This is a genomic window from Variovorax cryoconiti (genome assembly GCF_051216395.1).
In the GTDB taxonomy this organism is placed as follows: Bacteria; Pseudomonadota; Gammaproteobacteria; order Burkholderiales; family Burkholderiaceae_C; genus Variovorax.
The window spans coordinates 317,944-335,458 of sequence record NZ_JBPJZI010000003.1; the positions used below are offsets into that span (position 1 = coordinate 317,944).

Below are 17,515 nucleotides of genomic sequence, written 5' to 3' on the forward strand. Positions count from 1 at the left end.
GCTCAAGCGGGCGTCTGCGGCTGAATCGACGGCGGCAGCTCGGCGGCGCTGTAGACATGGCGCGCCGCCAGCAAGGCGGCGAGCTCGGCATCGCCCGCCACCACCGCGCGCAGGATGGCGGCATGCTCTTCCCAGTTCTGCCGCATGCGTTCCCGGTTGTTCACCGTGAAGAAGAGGGCGGTGCGCTCGCGCAGCGAACGCATGATTTCCTGCAGCACCGAGTTGGCGGCCACGTTGCCCAACGCCTCGTGGAAACTCAGATTGAGCGCCGAGATCCGCGTCAGGTCGTCGTCGCTGGTGAGCTGCGAGCCTTCGGCCAGGATGCGCTCGAGCTTGGTGATCTGCGCAGGGTCGTGACGCCGTGCCGCCAGCCTGGCGTTGAGCGCCTCGAGCGTCGCGCGCACCTCGACCATCTCCTTGATCTGCGCCTGCGTGAAGGTGGTGACCGTGGCGCCGCGCCGCGGCTCGATGGCCACGATGCCTTCTGCGGCCAGCGCGCGCAGCGCCTCGCGCACCGGCATGCGCGAGACACCCAGCTCCTCGGAGAGCCGCCCTTCGACCAACCGCTCGCCCGGCGCCAGCGCCCCGCTCAGGATGCGCTCGCGCAGGGCGGTCAGGACCAGCGTGGTGAGTGGCGCGTGGCGCTCTCCCAGTTTGCTATCAGTCGTCGAATCCATAGCCATCATGCGTCGCCGGAACCCGGTGTGGGCCGGCTGGTGGAAGTCCATTGCGCGGCGCCGGGCCGCTCCGTGTGGCCTGTGTTCATTCGCCGCGCAGGGAACAGGCGTCCATTGTGCCCGCACTGTTCGCCGGACGATGCGCCCACACGATTCAGTCCGTGCGCGAGAGGCCTTCCGGAACGGCTTTCGCCTCGGTCGACCGTCCGGCGGTGGCCGCGCCCACCATGTGTTCGGTCAGCGCCTCGTACAGCGGCCGGCCGATCATGCGCGACACCAGGCTCGCCAGCATGGCGCTGGCCATCAGGCTGAGCACCATCGAATGGCCGTCGACCATTTCCATGACGATGATGAAGGCGGTGAGCGGCGCCTGCGTCACCGCGGCCAGGAAGCCGGCCATGCCCATGGCGATCAGCGCCGGGCCGAGGTCGGCGCCCGCCAGCTGCGCGATGCCGTCGCCGATGCCCGCGCCGATCGACAGCGACGGCGCGAAGATGCCGCCCGGCACGCCGACCCAGGCCGAGAGCCAGGTGGCGATGAACTTGAGCAGCGTGTAGAGCGGCGTCAGCTCGTCGTGGCCGGCCAGCATCTGCTTGACCGCTTCGGAGCCGGCGCCGAAGGTCACGCCGCCGGTGACGAGGCCGATCACGGCGATGACCAGCCCGCCGACTGCCGCAAAGCGCACCGGCCAGCGCGCGCGCCAGTGGTTGAGGCCTTGCGGCGCGCCCGTGAGCGACGCGATCATCAGGCGGGCGAAGAGCCCGCCCGCCACGCCGCTGGCGAGCGCCACCCCCAGGCCGGGGCCGAGCAGGTTACAGCGACCGGCGGCACGCGGATCACGCCGAAGTAGCTCAGGTTGCCGAAGACCGAGACGGCCACCAGGCCCGCGAGCACGATGCCGGTGATGATCACGCCGCTGGCGCGCGCCTCGAGCCGGCCGCGATGCCGGCCGCGATGCCGGCCGCGATGCCGGCCGCGCCGCCAGCCACCAGCAGCGAGCGCGTGTCGATGGTACTGTGCGGCGACAGCCAGCGCTTGGCGTGCTGCATCACGCCTGCGGCCACCTGCACCGAAGGGCCTTCGCGGCCGATCGACAGGCCGGCCAGGAAGCCGGCCGCGCCCAGGTCGATCTTGGCGACGGTCAGGCGCAGCGAGGCGAAGAGGCCGCGCTGCTCGGGCGGCAGGTCGGGGTGGAGCGCCACCATGATCTGCGGAATGCCCGAGCTCGCGGTACCGGGGAACCACCGGCGCGTGGCCCAGACGATGGCGGCCGTGAGCGCCGGCGTCCAAATCAGTACGGCCCACGGATGGCTGCCGTGCAGCGACTGGAAGCGCGCGAACGCCCACTCGCTCGCCATCGTGAAGCCGACCACGAACAGCCCGGCCGCCACCGCGTAGTCCAGAACGATGGCTCGGTCGACCCACAGGCGAAGCTGGAGAGTTCGGCGCGCAGGTTCTGGAAGAAGTCGGGTTCGTGATTCACCGCATCGATTCTGAACCTTCCGCGGAGCCTGCGGCCCCGATCGGGTCGCGGCGTGGATAATCACCGGTTCTCTTTTTCCTTCCCTTCCATCCATTCATCAGGGGCAGTGCACATGGCATCGGTCAACAAAGTCATCCTCGTCGGCAATCTCGGCCGCGATCCGGAAACCAGAACCTTCCCGAGCGGCGACCAGGTCTGCAACGTGACGCTGGCCACCACCGACAAGTGGAAGGACAAGGCGAGCGGCGAGATGAAGGAGGCGACCGAGTGGCACCGCCTCGTGTTCAACGGCCGCCTGGCCGAGATCGCCGCGCAGTACCTGCGCAAGGGCTCGCAGATCTACGTCGAAGGCCAGATCCGCACCCGCAAGTACCAGGACAAGGACGGCGTCGAGAAGTACGCCACCGACATCCGCGTCGACCAGATGCAGATGCTGGGCAGCCGCCAGGGCATGGGCGGCCCGTCGGGCGGCGGTGACGACGACGGCGGCTACTCGCAAGGCGGTGGCGGTGGCGGTGGCGGTGGCGGCGGCGGCGGTTACTCGCGCCCCCCGGCCGCGGCGCCGCGCGCACCGGCTGCACGTCCGGCCCCGGCACCGGCCAAGTCGTCGTCCGGCTTCGACGACATGGACGACGACATTCCGTTCTGAGCTGGACCTGAACCGCTGGCCTCCGTGAATGGCGGGCGCGGGGTCCAACGATGCACGACGCCGAGGATCTCGCCAGGGGCGTTGCGCCCGAGGCGTCGCCAGCCGATGACCACGCCCGTCAGGCTGAGCGCGGCCCCACCCAGGCTCAGCGCCACCATCAGGATGTCCCAGAGTGGTCGCCGCCCGAGCAGCGGCAGCCAGTCCCAGCTGTGCAGCATCGCGAAGAGCCATCGGCTGGCGCGGCGACCGCTGTCGGTCCGGCCGAGGACTTCGCCGGTACGGGGGTCGACATGCACCCAGGTGCCGTGGCCATCGGCGAACACCACGCGCCAGACGGGCAGCGGCTTGTCGCCGCCTCCGGTCATGGTGTGGGCTTCGCGCTGGTAGTAGTAGAGATCGTAGGCCTTGAGCACCTCGATGCGATCGACCGGCGTGGGCAGCAGTCGGGCCACGGCGAACGCCAGCGACTTCTCGTCGACCGATGCCGGCCCTGATCCAGTTGCGGCGAGCAGCACGGGCGCGCCGGCCGCACCACTGGCGCGCACCAGCGTTCGGCCATCGACCTTTTCCCATCGCAGCTCTCGTACCTCGCGCGCGGTCGATGCCAGCAGCGTTTGTGGCGCGGCATCCGTCACGTCGATGACCAGCGGGCCGCCGTTCATGCCCGCGACGCGCAGCGCCGGCGCGCCGCTGTCGAAGAGGCGCCATGGGTTCATCGACATGAGTCCGCTGAAGATCCACGTGAGCGTGACGAGCGCGAACAACAGGCCGGTGATGTGATGCCAGCGCATCATGAAGCCCCGGTAGGGTGAGCGAGAGCCGCTCTTGTAGCGGCCCATGAAGCGCCAGCGCATGATCCCGACGACGGTGCCGGTCAGCGTGACGGCGATGCCGACGATCGACAGCCCGTTGACGATGTCCGTCCAGTACGCGTTGAACACGTTGCCGCGGAACGGATACAGCCAGTGGATCCAGGCGCCTGCATAGTTCCACAACCGTTCGGCGCGCGGCGCATCGCGCACCACCTCGCCGGTCGTGCCCGAGACGTACAGCAAGGTCACTGCCTCGTCGTCGACCTGCACGCGGTGCAGCGGCCGATGCGCATCCAGGCCGCGCGAGTGGGTGAACGCGTCCTCGTCGATGGGGCCGTCGTAGTGCAGTGCCGGTCCCGCTCCTGCAAAGGCGCGTGCGCTGGCCAGAGCCATCGCCTCGTCGACCTGCCGCAGCACCGCACCATCGCGGGCGTCGACGACCACTGTGCCGCGTCCCGGTGCCGGCCGGCGGCGGCCCGGCGTTGAGGCCTGCTCGGGCACGGCGAGGTACACCGCGCGACCGCCGCTGGCCACCGCGAGGCGCAGCGACTGCAACGGCCCTGCGATGCCCGCAACGTCGAGTGCCTGCCGCGGGCCGAGCATCGCGGCCGTCGCGTCGAGCGGCGGCAGATGCTGCAACCGCTCGTCGGCGGTGAGCTTGGGGTAGCCCACGTACATCATCACCACGCCCGAGACGAACCACATCGCGAAGAAGGCGCACACGACGATGCCCAGCCAGCGGTGGATCAGGAACAGCCAGCGCTTGGCGTGCAGCATGGTCGATCGCTCCTAGAACGCGGCGCGCAGCGTGATGTCCGCGGTGCGCGGCGCGCCGAGGTAGGCCGAGGTGCTGCTGATGCTGGCGGCGTAGAGCGTGTCGGTCGCGTTGCGCACGCGGCCGATCAGCGTGACCGACTTGTTCACCTTCCAGCTCACGCCCAGGTCCAGCAGCGTGTAGGCCGGCCAGTGCATGGTGTTGGCCGCGTCGGCATACACCTTGCCGACATGGCGCAGGCCGACGCTCGCCTGCACCGCCGGCGTGAAGGCGTAGGACACCCACAGGTTCGCCACCGTCGAGGGCGTGTTGGTCGGCGTCTTGCCGGCCAGCGACACGCCGCCCTGGCGGTACTTCTCGTACTGCGCATCGACGTAGGTGACGTTGCCCTGCAGCGCCCATTGCGCCGTGGGCTGCAGGCCGACCGCCAGTTCGACGCCGCGCGCGGACTGTTCGCCCACCAGCACCGTGAGGGCGCTGTTGTTCGGGTCCTGCGTCGAGATGTTCTTGCGCGTGATGTCGTAGGCGGCGATGGTCGCTGTGCCCTTGCCCTGCCAGAAGTCGAGCTTGGAGCCGATCTCGAACTGGCGGCCTGTCGTCAGGTCGCTGTTGTTCATCACGTCGGCGAACGAGGCCGTCGACAGGACGCCCGACGGCGGATCGGCGGCCGTCGCGTATTGCGCGTACAGGTTCGCACCGGGCGCCACATCCCACACCAGGCCGATGCGGCCGGTGGTCGGGTCGTAGCGGCGGCCGTAGCTGGCTGGTGCGGCGGCCGTGACGGCGCGCCGGTTGGTCAGGTCGAGGTCGATGCGCTCGTGGCGCAGCGCGGTGACGAGGTTCAGCGCGGGAACGAGCGCGGTGCGGTTCTCCAGAAAGAGCGCAGCGGTCGTCACCTTGTTGTCCCGGTCCGGGTTGAAGCCCGGCCGCATGCCCGGTACCTGGAAGAAATTCTCGGTCGTGAAGTCGTAGGGGTTCACCGTGCTGACGGTGGCCGACAGGCTGTTCGGAAAGCGCGTCTGCTTGTTCTCGCTCACATCCAGCCCGAAGGACCAATCGCTCCGGCGCCCGCCGAGCTGGCCCTTGTAGAGCCCCTCGATGCGGTCGCCGACCACGCGCTGGTCGTGGCGCTGCAGCAGCGCCCCGGAACGGATCACGGCGGTGTTCGTGGCGTTGTAACGGTACGTCTCCACGTTGCGGTAGTCGCGTAGCGCGTCGTAGGCATAGAAGGTGTTCTTGACCTGGAGCGCATCGCCGAGGCGCAGTTCCGCGATGGAGCGCAGCCACTGCACCTCCTGCGCATAGATGCCGTCGGCGCTGTTGTAGTTCTTGAAGCGGATGCCGGTGTCGACCCGCAGCGTCCCGCTGGCGGGGTTGAGCACCGGTGTGCCCCAGTAGGGCCGGTCGACCTGCTCCTTCTGATACTCGTAGGCCAGCGTGTGGGTGAAGCCGCCGCCCAAGTCCGACAGGAGCGAGGTGGCCAGCTGCGTCGACCGGGTGCCGGTGCCGTCGGTCCGGCTGTCGGCGTCGCGATGGTTCACGTCGAGCCGCAGGTAATGGCTCCCGGCCCCGCCGTCACCGGCGATGCGGCGGTTCAGGCCGAATGAGCCTTCCTTGAGGCCCTGCGTGCCGGCGCGCACCTGCACTTCGGAGAAGTCGTGGCGCTCGGCGAGCTTGCTGATGTAGTTGATCGATCCGCCGACCGCACCTGCGCCGAACAGGAAGCTCGACGGGCCGCCGATGACTTCGACCCGGTCGTAGATCCAGCTGTCCACCGGGCGTGCCGCGATCGAGTACTGGACATTGATGCCGTTGAACATCTGGCTGAGCGAGCCGCTGCCGAAGCCCCGGTAGTTCACGCCGATGGCGCCGGGTGCGTTGTGCGCAGTGATGCCAGGCACGGCGCGCAGGATCTCCTGCGTGTCCTGCGCACCGCGCGCGTCGATGGTCGCGCGGTTCACGACCGTGACCGATGCCGGCGTCTCGCGCACCGTCAGGCCGAGGCGGCTGCCGGTTTCGGTGGGCGTGTCGAGGTTCAACCGGCCGTTGGAAGCCGCCGCGCTGTCGGTCACGTCGACCTGCGGCAAGGACGCCGTCGGCGCCTCTGCCCACACGGAGACCGTGGCCAGGAGCGAAGCCGAGGCCAGCGCTGTGCGTGGCAGGGCGCGACGGAACGAAACGGAAACGTGCAGCGCATGGCGTGCGCCTGATCGCAAAAGCAGGAAAGAAAACATGAAGAACTCACGAAGGAAAGCATCTGCGCCAAAGGCGCGTGCCTCGGGACGACGGCGCTGGATGCCGTCACGTCCCATCGATACGACGCACGGCGCCCCTCGATGACGGACGCCGCACGCTACGAAAAATCGATCGTCAGGTGAGCTGTGGTGGCCCGCGCGCGGGCAGGGGTGCGGCGGTGGCGGCCGCGAGGCGCGCCGCCGGTATGGACTGCAGGGCCCGACCCAGGGGTTCGGGCGTGGCGACCGTGAGCGGCACGGCCGGAGGCGGCGGTGCCCCGGTGGCCAGGCACAGCGGGCAGTGCATGCCGAGGCTCGACACTTCCTGCGCACCGTCGTCGGTCTGGATGACCAGCTTGACGGTACCGACGGCCGAGCACACCAGCTCCATCGCCTGCGGGTTCACCATCGGGCCCGCCACCGCGACCCCGATCGACAACAGAAACCATGCCAGCACGCAGCGGTGCAGGATGGCGAGGCGTCGAAGGGTGGGCATGGCGGCGATTATGCGATGCGACGCGCGGCGGCGCGTCCAAGTAGGATCCACCCATGGAATCTGTCGACGCTGCCACCTTTGACGAGGCGTACTACGCGCGCTACTACTTCGACAAGAAGACAAAGGTGGCCGACCCGCAGCACGTCGAGCGGCTCGGTGCCTTCGTGAGCGCCTACCTGAAGTACCTGCGTGTTCCTGTCCGGCGCGTGCTCGACGTCGGCTGTGGCGTGGGCCTCTGGCGCGACATCGTCGCCCGGCACTTCCCGCAGGCGAGCTATCACGGCGTCGAGGTCAGCGAGTACCTGTGCGGTCGCTACGGCTGGGAGCGCGGCTCGGTGGTGGACTACCGTGCCCCGGAACCCTTCGACTTCGTCATCTGTCAGGGCGTGCTGGCCTACCTGAATCCCGTCGACCTGAAGCAGGCCCTGCGCAACCTCGGAATGCTGAGCCGCGGCGCGCTCTATCTCGAAGCGGTGACGCTCGAGGACTACGAGAACGACATCGTCGACGAGGACCTGACCGACCCGCTCCTGTTTCGCCACCGCGCCGATCTGTATCGGCGCGGCTTGTCGAGAAAGTTCCAGGCCTTGGGCGGCGGCATGTGGCTCAGCCGGCGAGCGGATGTGCCGCTCTTCGCGTTGGAAGGCACGGGGGAGTGAGTTGGCTGCGGACTGCCGCCGGACCTTTTTAGTTTCGTGCGTAGCCGACACGCCTACACGCCTTCGCTTGAGGACGCGCTAAGGTGTCCGAAAGGATCCCTATGCCAAATTCCAAAGTTCCCCATGAAGACGACCCGGCGCAGCTGCCGGTCGAGCCAGAATTTCCCACCGATGCGGGTCAGGCCAACCCGCACTCCGACGAAGGAACCCCGGGTGCCGATGAGAATGCGGCCGGCTTCGTGAAAGAAAAGCGGTAGCAGGCGCAACGCGCTTTTTGCGATGCGATGCACGCCCCATCTCGGAAGGGTTTCGATGCCATACCTTCAGCTCGACTTGAACGGACACTATCCTGCTGCAGACAAGCGCCGGCTTGCAGCGTCGATGAGCGAGACGTACGCACGGATGATGTCTGTCGACATCCGACGAATCAGTGTGGCCGTGCGCGAGTTGGGCGACGGGGGCCTCTGGCGCATTACGGCAGAAGGCGAAGCGCCAACGGCGGTCTCGGTGATGATGCTGGACATCCGCAAGGGCCGCTCTGCCGAGCTCCGCATGGCAGTGGCACAGGCCCTGTGCGCGCACTGTGTCGAGATACTGGGGCTGCGCGAGGACCGTCTCAACGTGGAGTTCACCCAACACGACGGCGATGAGATGTACCACCCGGCACTGGGCGGCTACAGCCCCGATTGGACGCCGGACGAGGGCTGAAGCGGGACCAGGCCCCTCGGTCGTTCTTCGTCTCAATGATGAAAACGTAGCTCGAACCGGATGGCGCCCGTCGCGGAACTCGATGCCGTGACTTCGCCCCCGTGCAAGTCCATGATGGCCTTCACGATCGCCAACCCCAGGCCGCTCGATTCGGCAGGGCGGGCGTGCACCGCATCGGCACGGTAGAAGCGGTCGAACAGCCGCTCCATCTGCGCGGGCGGAATGGGCATGCCTTCATTCTCGACCGCCATGGTCGAGAACCCGTCGCCGTGATAGCCGCTCAAGCGCACGACGGTGCCTGGCGTGCTGTAGCGAACCGCATTGGCCACGAGGTTGTGGAGGGCACGTCGACACAGCGGGGCATTGACCCACGCCGTCCCGCTGGCCTGCACGTCGAACCGCAGGCCCGCCTCGTCCGCAGGGCCTTCGAAGTATTCGGCGATCCGCCGCAACTCGTCGTCCATCTCCAGCGTCTCGCGCTCGATCTGGAGTGTGGCGTGGTCGGCCTGGGCCAGGAACAGGATGGTGTCGACGGTCAGGCTGAGCCGGTTCAACTCCTGCAGATTCGATTCGAGCACCTGTTGGTAGTCGTCGGCACTGCGCGTGCGGCTGAGAGCGACCTGCGTCTGTCCGATCAAGGCGCCCACCGGCGTGCGGATTTCGTGCGCGAGGTCCGCCGAGGACTGCGAGAGTCGATCGTAGCCGACGGTGATGCGATCGAGCATGGCGTTGAAGGCCGCCACCATCTGCTGCAGCTCGAGCGGCGCGTCGTGCTCCGGCAGCCGAATCGCCAGGTTGACCGGTGCGATCAAGGAGGCTTGCGCGGCCACCCGATGCAGCGATCGCAAGCCCCGGCGCAGCACCAGATAGACCAGCAGCAAGGAGGCCAGCACGGCAAGGACGGTGCTGAACAGCACCTGATTGCGGGCGCGACCGATCATCTGCGCCTCGCTGGCCAGTGGATGGCCCGTCGTGATCTCGACCATGGCGCCGTCGTGCCCGGATCGTGCCAAGGCGGTGATCCAGCGTCCGCGCGGCAGGCTGGGCATTCGGGCATCGCACACATCCTGCCGACCGATCGGCCGATCGAAGGCGACCGGCGGCGCACAGCCTGGAAGCGGCAGACGCTCGGGATTGACGTCCACCCAAGGCAGCGCCTCGCCCGGGTGACGGACGACGAGGACGTCGCCTGCATTGCCGAGAATGGCCACGAGCAGCAGGGACTGGTCGCGCAGTTCGCTGGCCGTGCGGGCATCGCCGACCAGGCGTCGAAAGTGCTCGGTGCGTGCGATCAGCTGCTCGTCGGCATGGGTCAGGACGGCGGTGCGTACGGCGAAGAAGTAGTTGGCCCCCAGCATGCCGGTGATCGCCACGGCGATCAGCCCGCACAGCAAGGTCACGCGGACCGCGAGCGAACGCGGGCGCCACGCCGCGGTCAATGATCGCTCCCGACCATGTCGCCCGGCGGGTCTCCGAAGGCGTAGCCGACGTTGCGCACGGTGTGAATCAAAGGCGTCGCGAACGGGCGATCCACCTTGGCGCGCAGACGCTTGACGGCGACGTCGACGACATTGGTATCGCTGTCGAAATTCATGTTCCAGACCTCCGAGGCGATCAAGGTGCGCGACAACGCCTCGCCCTGCCGCTTGATCAGCAGGTGCAGCAGCAGGAACTCCTTGTTCGTCAGCGAGATCTCCTCGCCCTGGCGTGTGACCTTGCGTCTGAGTACATCGAGCTTGAGGTCGCCGATCTCGTAGGCATCGGCTTCGCGCACGGGCCCGCGGCGCAGCAGGGTGCGGATCCGCAGCACCAGCTCGGTGAAGGAGAACGGCTTGACGAGGTAATCGTCCGCGCCGAGTTCGAGCCCACGGATGCGGTCGCTCAACTGGTCGCGCGCGGTCAGAAACAGCACGCGCAGATCGTCTTTCTCACGCAGCGCCGACATGATCTTCCAGCCGTCGATGCCGGGCAGGTTGACGTCGAGAACGACCAGGTCGTAGACGTGGGTCAACGCCATCTCCAGGCCGTCGGTGCCCGTGCGCGACAGGTCGACGGTGTAGCCGCTTTCGCGCAGGCCCTTCTTCAGGTAGTCGCCTGTCCTGGGGTCGTCCTCGATGATCAGGATCTTCATGCCGATGGATTCTCCACCCCGGAAACGTACTGGCCGGATGACGGTTTTGTCATTCACCTGTCACCCCCGGTCGCTGCCGGAATTCCTACAGTCTCGCCATCCCCACGATGAGATATCGCTTCCTATGCCTCACCCGCTTTCCTCCCTCGGTATCGCCCATACGGCGATCAGTCTCCTGCCGCTCGGCGCAGGTCTCTACAGCCTGGCCCGTTTCGGCGCCATCGAGCCGGGCACCCGTTCCGGTCGCGTCTACGGGATCGGCATGGTGCTGTCGGTGCTGACGGCGTTCGGTCTGTCGAGCACCGGCAGGTTCAATGCAGGGCATGCGCTGGGCATCCTGGCGCTGCTGGCCATGGCCGGCGCATGGTCGGTGCCGAAACTGCAATTTCTCGGCAGAGCCCGCACCTACCTCGCGACGCTGGGTTGGTCCTTCAGCTTCTTCCTGTTGCTCGTGCCCGGTATCAACGAGACGCTGAGCCGTCTGCCACCGTCCCGGCCACTGGCCAGCGGCCCGGATTCGCCGCTGGTGAAAGGGGCGTTGCTCACATGGCTGGTCGTGTTCGTCGTGGGCTCTGCATGGCAAGCGAGGACCCTGTATCGACGCGGGCGACCCGGTGCGACGCAGCGCTGAAGCATCGATCCGGCGCATGTCTGCGCGTGCGTCCCGGTTGGCGCTGAACCGAACTGGCTGGCGCAACGCCCGCCGTCCCCCGCCGCAGGCCGCGTTCCTATAATCCGCGCGGGTTCGAGTCGGCGGCAGGCCGGCTCGCCCACGGTTCGAAGGTGCCCCGAACGCTGGATGCGTCGGGGTTAAACGGGAAGCAGGTGACGCGCGTCGCAACACGCGCCAGGCCTGCGCTGCCCCCGCAACGGTCAGCGGATTGGGACCTCCTCACGGGCTGCTTCGGCAGGCCAGCCACTGCGTTTCGCGACGTGGGAAGGCGAGGAGTCCTGTCTGGGTGCATTCACGCACGCAGACGCTCCGCGAGCCCGGATACCGGCCTTTGCAACCGCTTCGGACGCTGCGGGCGTGCGTCGTTCCGGGCCGGTCGGTGCACATGCACCGTGCCGGCCTGCGGCGTGCGCCCGTGGTGAATTGCAATGGGTCCCGCGGGGTCGCGGGACGCTTTGGAGCACGCATGCGCATGTTGTCCCCCGTTCCCGCCCGCCTGGGCCTCCTGGCCTTGTTGTCGCTGGCTGCCGGCGACGGCATGGCGCAAGAGGCCGACGCGATGGCCGAGATCTTCGTCACCGCCACCGCGCGGGCCGAAGCGCGCAGCCGCATCGCGGCCACCACGCAGGTCATCGACCGCGCGGCCATCGAGCGCTCGACCGCCAGGTCAGTCACCGACCTGCTGGCCGAGAACGCCGTCGGCTTCTTCAGCGAATGGACCGCCGCACAGACCTCCATCAACATCCGCGGCGCGACCAGCGACGGCCAGGGCCGCGACTACAAGGGCCAGGTGCTGGTGCTGGTCAACGGCCGGCGGGCAGGAACGGCCAACATCTCGAAGCTGTCGGCCAACGAGGTCGAGCGGATCGAGATCGTGCGCGGCCCGGCCTCGGTGATCTACGGCAGCCAGAACATGGGCGGCGTGATCAACATCATCATGAAGAGCGGCGCGAACGCACCGCCGACCCAGGCCGGCCTCTCCGGCGGTTCCTGGGGCGGCGTCAACGCCAACGCGCAGACCAGTGGCGGCAACGACACCATCGACTGGTACTTCGGCGTGTCGGGCGGCCAGCGCGACGACTACCGCTCGGGCAAGGGCGGCAGCACGATGGAGAACACGTCGTGGGAGCGCCGCGGCTTCGCCGGCAGCGTCGGCCTGCAGATCGACGACCTGAGCCGGCTCGAATTCAAGCTGCACACCGACGGCATCTACAACGCGGGCTTCCGCGGGTCGGGCGCCAACACCATCAGCCAGGACGACCGCACCAACGCGTCCTTCGATGTGACGTACGAAGGCCGCACGAGGGACGACCGCATGGGCTGGATGGCGCAGTTCTATTCGGTGAAGGACGAGGACGAGTTCAAGTGGGCGTCGCCGGTGGTGCGCACGGGCACGGCGGCCACGCCGGGGACGTCACGCGACCACAACGACCGCCAACTGGACATCATCGGCACGCGCCTGCAGCCGCGCTTCCAGGTGGGTGAGGGCAACGACCTGCTGCTGGGCTACGACTGGGAACGCAGCCGCCTGCGCTCCGAGCGCTTTCGCGTGGCGCTGCCCGGCGGGCCGACCGGCCAGGTCGCGCCCTACGACAACAACCAGACCGAGCATGTCAACGCGCTGTACTTCGAGGACGCGCAGAAGTTCTTCAGCGACACGCTGACGGTGCGCGGTGGCGCCCGCCGCACCTGGGGCACGACCAGCTTCGACCCGACGCCCAACCTGCCCCTGCAGCGCAGCGGCAGCCAGGACTACAGCGAAACCACCTGGTCGACCGGCGCGACCTGGCGCGCGCTCGACGTGCTCAACCTGCGCACCGGCATCTCGACCGGCTTCCGCGCGCCGACGTCGACCGAGCTCGGCTCCGACTTCACCGCGGTCGGCGGCGGCCGCACTTTCGGCAACCCGGGCCTCAAGCCCGAGAGCAACCGGCAGATCGAGTTCGGCGGCACGCTCCGGATGCCGGTGTGGACCCTGGACATGGCGCTGTTCCAGAACACCATCTCCGACCGCATCATCACCGTGTCGCGCGGGCCCACGACCAACACCTCGGACTACGCCAACAACGCGGCCGACATCCTGGTGCGCGGGCTCGAGGCGGCCATTGACGTGGACCTGGCCAAGGCGCTCGACTTCGGCACTGGGGTCTACAACCTGCACGCCTACGGCAACGGCTACTACAACTTCACCATGCGCGACAAGGGCGCGACCGCGCTCGACACCGACCGCGTGCAGCGCATGTACAAGTACGAAGCCTCGGTGGGCCTGCGCTACGGCCGCGGCACCGGCAAGCTGGCGAACGACTGGAGCCTGCAGGTCGGTGCCCTGCTGCGCGGACCGATGTGGTACGACACCGAAGAAATACTGCGCATTCCGCAGGGCGAACCACGCAGCACCTTCATCCACCGCAAGGGCGCCTTCACCACCTGGAACCTGCGCGGCGACTGGCGCATCGCACCCAACGTGAAGGTGTTCGCGGGCATCAACAACCTCTTCAACCTCAACCGCAGCCCGATCTTCATCGCGCTCGACCAGAAGCCGTGCATCGCTGATGCGCGCTTCCAGAACGGCGGATGCGGCACCTCCATGCCTGGCCGCGAGTTGCAGGTCGGCATGCAGGTCACGTTCTGACGATGAAGCGAATCGCGCTGGCCCTCGGTGTGTGCGTGGCGGCGCTGGCGCACGCCGCGCCCATCGACGTGCGCGACGCGCTGGGCCGCACCGTGGTGCTGCCCGCGCCGCCGCAGCGGCTGGTGACGATCTTCGCGTCGAACACCGAGCTGGTGACCTCGCTTGGCCTCATCGACCGCATCGTGGGTGTCGAGGACTACACGCGCTTCCCGCCGGAGGCCGCGGCCAAGCCGAAGGTCGGCGGGCGGCTGGGCTTCTCGGTCGATGCGGTGGTGGCGCAGCGGCCCGACCTGGTCATCGTCACGCCGGCGCGGCAAGCGGCCCACCAACTGGTCGACCCGATGGAGCGCCTCGGCGTGCCGGTGATCGTGCTGCTGAGCCGCTCGGTCGGCGAGGTGCTCGACAACATCCGCCTGGTCGGCCGCGCCACCGGCGTGCCCGAGCGCGGCGATGCGCTGGCAGAGACGCTGCAGGCGCGGCTCGACCGTGTCGCGCAGCAGGTGGCCGGCCGGCCCGCGCCGCGCATCGTGATGGTCACGGGCCGCGTCGGCAACGGCATGCTGCTGGTCGCGCGGTCGGACACCTACACCGGCGAGGCGATGGTCCTGGCCGGTGGCCGCTTCGCCATCGCCGGGCGCGGCGCGGTCGCGCAGGTCTCGCCCGAAGCGATCCTCGCGTCGGACCCCGACGTGCTGCTGTTCGCCGGCACGCAGGCCGCGCTGAACGACCTGGTCCAGCTGCCCGGCTGGCGCGACATGCGGGCCGTGCGCGACCAGCGCGCCGTCACCGTGTCGCGCAGCGAATTCCTCATCCCCGGCCCGCGCACCATCGACGGCATCGAAAGCCTCGCGCGCTGGCTGCACCCCGTGAAGGCCAGCCCATGAACCGCGGCACCACGCGCGCCTGGCTGATCGCGGTGGCGGTGCTGCTGGCCGCGCTGCTGCTCGCCGCCTGCGCGGGCCACGAGTGGTCGTCGCCGCGCGCCATCTATCGCGCCTTGGCCGGTGACGACAGCCTGCGCAACCGCTTGCTGCTGCAGTGGCGGCTGCCGCGCGTGTTCGCGGCGGCGCTGGTCGGTGCGCTGCTGGGCCTGTCGGGCGCGGTGTTCCAGGGCGTGTTCCGCAACCCGCTCGCAGAGCCCTACCTGCTCGGCGCCTCGGGTGGCGCGGCGCTCGGCGCCACGGTCGCGCTGCTGGTGCCGTTGGGCGTGCCGCAGGCGTATGTGCTGCCGGTGCTGGCCTTCGCCGGCGCGTGGGGCGCGACCGCGCTGGTGCTCGGCGTGTCGCGCGTCGCGGGCGCGCTCGACGCGGCCGGCATGCTGCTGGCCGGCGTCGCCATCGCGGCGATGCTGGGTGCGTTGCGCTCCTTCCTGATGCTCGCGCTGTCGGATGAAACGGTGAGCCTGCAGGTCGTCATGAGCTGGGTGCTCGGCGGCATCCAGACGCCGTCGTGGCCCGGCCTCGGGCTGCTGGCCGCCTTGTGCGTGGCGTGCCTGCTGGCGACGTCGCGCATCGCGCACGGGCTCGACCTGCTGGGGCTCGGCACCCGCGCGGCGCAGGGCTTCGGGCTCGACGTGGCGCGCTTCACGCCGCGGGCGGTCATCGTCGGTTCGCTGGTGGTCGCTGCGGCCGTGGCTTACGGCGGACTGGTCGCCTTCGTCGGGCTGGCCGCGCCGCACATCGCACGCTGGATGGTCGGGCCGCTGCACCGCGCGCTGCTGCCGGCGTCGGCGCTGACCGGCGCCATCGTCGTGACCGTGGCCGACGCCATCGCGCGCTCGGCGCTGCCGCCGGCGGAGATTCCGCTGGGGCTGGTCACGGCCGTCGCGGGCGGGCCCTTCTTCATCGTGCTGCTGGCGCGGAGGTTGCGGTCATGAGCGGGCTGCTCGAAGCCCGAGGGCTGGGCGTATCGCGCCGCGGCAAGCCGATCTTGCGCGACGTGTCGATCGGCTTCGGCGCGACCGGCTCCGTCGCCATCATCGGTCCCAACGGGGCCGGCAAGTCCACGCTGCTCGCGCTGCTGGCCGGCCTCGAGAAGCCGACGACGGGCGAGGTGCGGCTCGGCACGCGTCCGGTGGCCGACGTGCCGACCGCCGAGCGCGCGCGGTCCATCGGCTTCATGCCGCAGCACTTCGAGCCGCACTGGGACCTGGTGCTGGAGGAGCTGCTCGGCATGCGGCTCACGCCGTCGCGCGGGCGGGCGGCCGGAAGCTGGCCGACCGTCGACGAGGTCATCGCGCGGCACCAGCTCGAGGCCTTCCGCGGCCGCCGCTGGTCGACGCTGTCGGGTGGCGAGCAGGCGCGCGTGCTGCTCGCCACCGTGCTCGCGACCGACCCGCCGATCCTGTTGGCCGACGAGCCCGGCGCTGCGCTCGACGTGCGGCACCGGCTCACGCTGGTCGAGGCGCTCGCGGAGCGCGGCCGCACGCGGCTGGTGATCGTCGCGATGCACGACCTCGACCTGGCCTTTCGCCACTTCGACCGCATCGTGGTGCTGGCCGACGGCCGCATCGCCATCGATGGTGGCGAAGAACTCATCCACGCCGCGCTGCTCGACCAGAGCTTCGGCGTGGTGTTCGACCGCATCGGCGTGCCGCCGGGCGTGATGCTGCGCGCACGCTTGCGCGAGCAAGGCGAACCCTGATGCGCATCGACCTCGCCGGCTGGACCCGCGAAGCGACGCAGGGCGACCCGCGCGCCTTCTTCGCGCTGTTCGACGCCGCCGACCGCCTGGGTTTCGATGGCGTGTGGTTCAGCGAATTCCGGCTGCCCAGCGCCGACTGGCCCTACCCGTCGCCGCTGCTGCTGGCCGCCGCGCTGCTGGCGCGCACCGAGCGCCTGCGCGTCGGCACCGCGGTGCTGGTGCTGCCGTTGCATCAGCCGCTGATGCTGGCCGACGAGATCGCGCAGCTCGCGTTCCAGAGCGGCGGGCGCGTCGACATCGGCGTGGGCCGTGGGATCGAGCCCGCGACGCTGGCCGCGCTGGCGATTGACCCGTCGGAAACGCGCGCGCGTTTCGAGCAGCACTGCGATGTGCTGCAGGCGAAGGTCGGTGAGGTGCCGCTCTACATCGCCGGCTCCACGCCCGAGACACTCGGCTTCGCCATCGCGCGCGACATCCCGCTGCTGCTGAGCCTGGAGCCGCCGGAGACCACGCAGCTCGGCCATGTCGCGGACCTCCTGCAGGGGCGGCCGTCGACGCTGCTGAAGCGCTCGTCGCTCGCACGCTATGTCTGCACCGGCGCGACCGCCGCGCAGGTGACGGCGCAGCTCGATGGTCTCTGGCCGAAGCTGCACGAACGTCGCAACTTCTTCGCCGCCCAGCGCGGCGTGCCGCCCGACCAAGTCCCGCGCATCGACCCCGCGCGCATGCTGCGCGAGCAGTTCATCCACGGCGACCCGGCGCAGTGCCTTGCGCAGATCGTCGACCTGCGCGCGCGCAGCGGCATCGGCGCGTTGCGCTGCATCTTCAACGCCAACGGCCTGCTCGACAACACCCAAGCCCTCGCCGGCATGACACTCTTTGCGAACGAGGTGCTGCCTGCGCTTCGCGCGCCGGCATGATCCATCCCATCCTCGAAAGCCAC

At 69.1% G+C, this 17,515-nt stretch carries 15 protein-coding genes, 1 pseudogene and 1 riboswitch; of the genes and pseudogenes, 9 read left to right on the forward strand and 7 right to left on the reverse strand.

The features are described from left to right. Window positions 1–2 precede the first annotated feature (2 nt). Together ACSFA2_RS10600 and ACSFA2_RS10605 are read right to left on the reverse strand one after the other, a co-directional pair. Window positions 3–677 carry a GntR family transcriptional regulator gene (locus ACSFA2_RS10600; protein ID WP_435455287.1) on the reverse strand — a complete coding sequence of 225 codons (675 nt, stop codon included), beginning with the start codon at window positions 675–677 and terminating at the stop codon, window positions 3–5. A 154-nt stretch (window positions 678–831) separates the two neighbouring features. After that, window positions 832–2,160: pseudogene (locus ACSFA2_RS10605) on the reverse strand (chloride channel protein). Window positions 2,161–2,272: 112 nt separating this feature from the next. On the opposite strand from ACSFA2_RS10605, the gene ssb reads away from it, so the two are divergent. Next, window positions 2,273–2,809 carry a single-stranded DNA-binding protein gene (gene ssb, locus ACSFA2_RS10610; protein ID WP_435455288.1) on the forward strand — a complete coding sequence of 179 codons (537 nt, stop codon included), beginning with the start codon at window positions 2,273–2,275 and terminating at the stop codon, window positions 2,807–2,809. Here the strand turns inward: ssb and ACSFA2_RS10615 are convergent. From ACSFA2_RS10615 to ACSFA2_RS10625, 3 genes are all read right to left on the reverse strand, one after another. After that, window positions 2,698–4,398, reverse strand: a complete 1,701-nt coding sequence (locus ACSFA2_RS10615) for a PepSY domain-containing protein (protein ID WP_435455289.1) — start codon at window positions 4,396–4,398, stop codon at window positions 2,698–2,700. The genes ssb and ACSFA2_RS10615 overlap by 112 nt on opposite strands. Window positions 4,399–4,410: 12 nt before the next feature. After that, window positions 4,411–6,630 (reverse strand): TonB-dependent receptor, encoded by a 2,220-nt coding sequence (locus ACSFA2_RS10620; protein ID WP_435455290.1) that lies wholly within the window; start codon window positions 6,628–6,630, stop codon window positions 4,411–4,413. Window positions 6,631–6,766: 136 nt separating this feature from the next. Further along, window positions 6,767–7,126, reverse strand: coding sequence for a DUF2946 family protein (locus tag ACSFA2_RS10625; RefSeq protein ID WP_435455291.1), 360 nt, complete (start codon window positions 7,124–7,126; stop codon window positions 6,767–6,769). Window positions 7,127–7,179: 53 nt separating this feature from the next. Between ACSFA2_RS10625 and ACSFA2_RS10630 the strand changes: the two genes are divergently transcribed. Beyond that, entirely contained in the window at window positions 7,180–7,785 is a 606-nt protein-coding gene (locus tag ACSFA2_RS10630; protein ID WP_435455292.1) for a class I SAM-dependent methyltransferase, read from the forward strand. Between the two features lie 312 nt (window positions 7,786–8,097). Continuing rightward, on the forward strand, window positions 8,098–8,493 hold the full coding sequence (locus ACSFA2_RS10635) for a tautomerase family protein (RefSeq protein ID WP_435455293.1): 396 nt from the start codon (window positions 8,098–8,100) through the stop codon (window positions 8,491–8,493). A 32-nt stretch (window positions 8,494–8,525) separates the two neighbouring features. On the opposite strand, the gene ACSFA2_RS10640 is transcribed toward ACSFA2_RS10635, so the two are convergent. Continuing rightward, window positions 8,526–9,932, reverse strand: coding sequence for a heavy metal sensor histidine kinase (locus tag ACSFA2_RS10640; RefSeq protein WP_435455294.1), 1,407 nt, complete (start codon window positions 9,930–9,932; stop codon window positions 8,526–8,528). Next, window positions 9,929–10,624 carry a heavy metal response regulator transcription factor gene (locus ACSFA2_RS10645; protein WP_435455507.1) on the reverse strand — a complete coding sequence of 232 codons (696 nt, stop codon included), beginning with the start codon at window positions 10,622–10,624 and terminating at the stop codon, window positions 9,929–9,931. The genes ACSFA2_RS10640 and ACSFA2_RS10645 overlap by 4 nt, the downstream gene beginning before the upstream one ends. A 124-nt stretch (window positions 10,625–10,748) precedes the next feature. Here ACSFA2_RS10645 and ACSFA2_RS10650 point away from each other — a divergent pair, with 124 nt between their 5' ends. The 6 genes from ACSFA2_RS10650 to ACSFA2_RS10675 all read left to right on the forward strand — a co-directional run bounded on the left by ACSFA2_RS10650 (window position 10,749) and on the right by ACSFA2_RS10675 (window position 17,492). Beyond that, window positions 10,749–11,255 carry a hypothetical protein gene (locus tag ACSFA2_RS10650; RefSeq protein ID WP_435455295.1) on the forward strand — a complete coding sequence of 169 codons (507 nt, stop codon included), beginning with the start codon at window positions 10,749–10,751 and terminating at the stop codon, window positions 11,253–11,255. 134 nt (window positions 11,256–11,389) lie between these two features. Then, a riboswitch (cobalamin riboswitch) is annotated at window positions 11,390–11,644 on the forward strand. 125 nt (window positions 11,645–11,769) lie between these two features. Then, on the forward strand, window positions 11,770–13,929 hold the full coding sequence (locus ACSFA2_RS10655; RefSeq protein ID WP_435455296.1) for a TonB-dependent receptor: 2,160 nt from the start codon (window positions 11,770–11,772) through the stop codon (window positions 13,927–13,929). A 2-nt stretch (window positions 13,930–13,931) separates the two neighbouring features. Next, complete coding sequence (locus ACSFA2_RS10660; RefSeq protein WP_435455297.1) at window positions 13,932–14,813, forward strand: ABC transporter substrate-binding protein; 882 nt, start codon at window positions 13,932–13,934, stop codon at window positions 14,811–14,813. After that, on the forward strand, window positions 14,810–15,805 hold the full coding sequence (locus tag ACSFA2_RS10665; RefSeq protein ID WP_435455298.1) for a FecCD family ABC transporter permease: 996 nt from the start codon (window positions 14,810–14,812) through the stop codon (window positions 15,803–15,805). The genes ACSFA2_RS10660 and ACSFA2_RS10665 overlap by 4 nt, the downstream gene beginning before the upstream one ends. Beyond that, entirely contained in the window at window positions 15,802–16,572 is a 771-nt protein-coding gene (locus ACSFA2_RS10670) for an ABC transporter ATP-binding protein (RefSeq protein ID WP_435455299.1), read from the forward strand. Before ACSFA2_RS10665 ends, ACSFA2_RS10670 begins: the two co-directional genes overlap by 4 nt. After that, window positions 16,572–17,492: an LLM class flavin-dependent oxidoreductase gene (locus tag ACSFA2_RS10675; protein ID WP_435455300.1), complete on the forward strand. Its 921-nt coding sequence runs from the start codon at window positions 16,572–16,574 to the stop codon at window positions 17,490–17,492. Before ACSFA2_RS10670 ends, ACSFA2_RS10675 begins: the two co-directional genes overlap by 1 nt. The last annotated feature ends 23 nt before the right edge of the window (window positions 17,493–17,515 follow it).

Coding starts and splice junctions, on each gene's coding strand:
- ACSFA2_RS10600 (WP_435455287.1), bottom strand. CDS start 677: ATGGATTCGACGACTGATAGCAAACTGGGAGAGCGCCACGCGCCACTC.
- ssb (WP_435455288.1), top strand. CDS start 2,273: ATGGCATCGGTCAACAAAGTCATCCTCGTCGGCAATCTCGGCCGCGAT.
- ACSFA2_RS10615 (WP_435455289.1), bottom strand. CDS start 4,398: ATGCTGCACGCCAAGCGCTGGCTGTTCCTGATCCACCGCTGGCTGGGC.
- ACSFA2_RS10620 (WP_435455290.1), bottom strand. CDS start 6,630: ATGTTTTCTTTCCTGCTTTTGCGATCAGGCGCACGCCATGCGCTGCAC.
- ACSFA2_RS10625 (WP_435455291.1), bottom strand. CDS start 7,126: ATGCCCACCCTTCGACGCCTCGCCATCCTGCACCGCTGCGTGCTGGCA.
- ACSFA2_RS10630 (WP_435455292.1), top strand. CDS start 7,180: ATGGAATCTGTCGACGCTGCCACCTTTGACGAGGCGTACTACGCGCGC.
- ACSFA2_RS10635 (WP_435455293.1), top strand. CDS start 8,098: ATGCCATACCTTCAGCTCGACTTGAACGGACACTATCCTGCTGCAGAC.
- ACSFA2_RS10645 (WP_435455507.1), bottom strand. CDS start 10,624: ATGAAGATCCTGATCATCGAGGACGACCCCAGGACAGGCGACTACCTG.
- ACSFA2_RS10650 (WP_435455295.1), top strand. CDS start 10,749: ATGCCTCACCCGCTTTCCTCCCTCGGTATCGCCCATACGGCGATCAGT.
- ACSFA2_RS10655 (WP_435455296.1), top strand. CDS start 11,770: ATGTTGTCCCCCGTTCCCGCCCGCCTGGGCCTCCTGGCCTTGTTGTCG.
- ACSFA2_RS10660 (WP_435455297.1), top strand. CDS start 13,932: ATGAAGCGAATCGCGCTGGCCCTCGGTGTGTGCGTGGCGGCGCTGGCG.
- ACSFA2_RS10665 (WP_435455298.1), top strand. CDS start 14,810: ATGAACCGCGGCACCACGCGCGCCTGGCTGATCGCGGTGGCGGTGCTG.
- ACSFA2_RS10670 (WP_435455299.1), top strand. CDS start 15,802: ATGAGCGGGCTGCTCGAAGCCCGAGGGCTGGGCGTATCGCGCCGCGGC.
- ACSFA2_RS10675 (WP_435455300.1), top strand. CDS start 16,572: ATGCGCATCGACCTCGCCGGCTGGACCCGCGAAGCGACGCAGGGCGAC.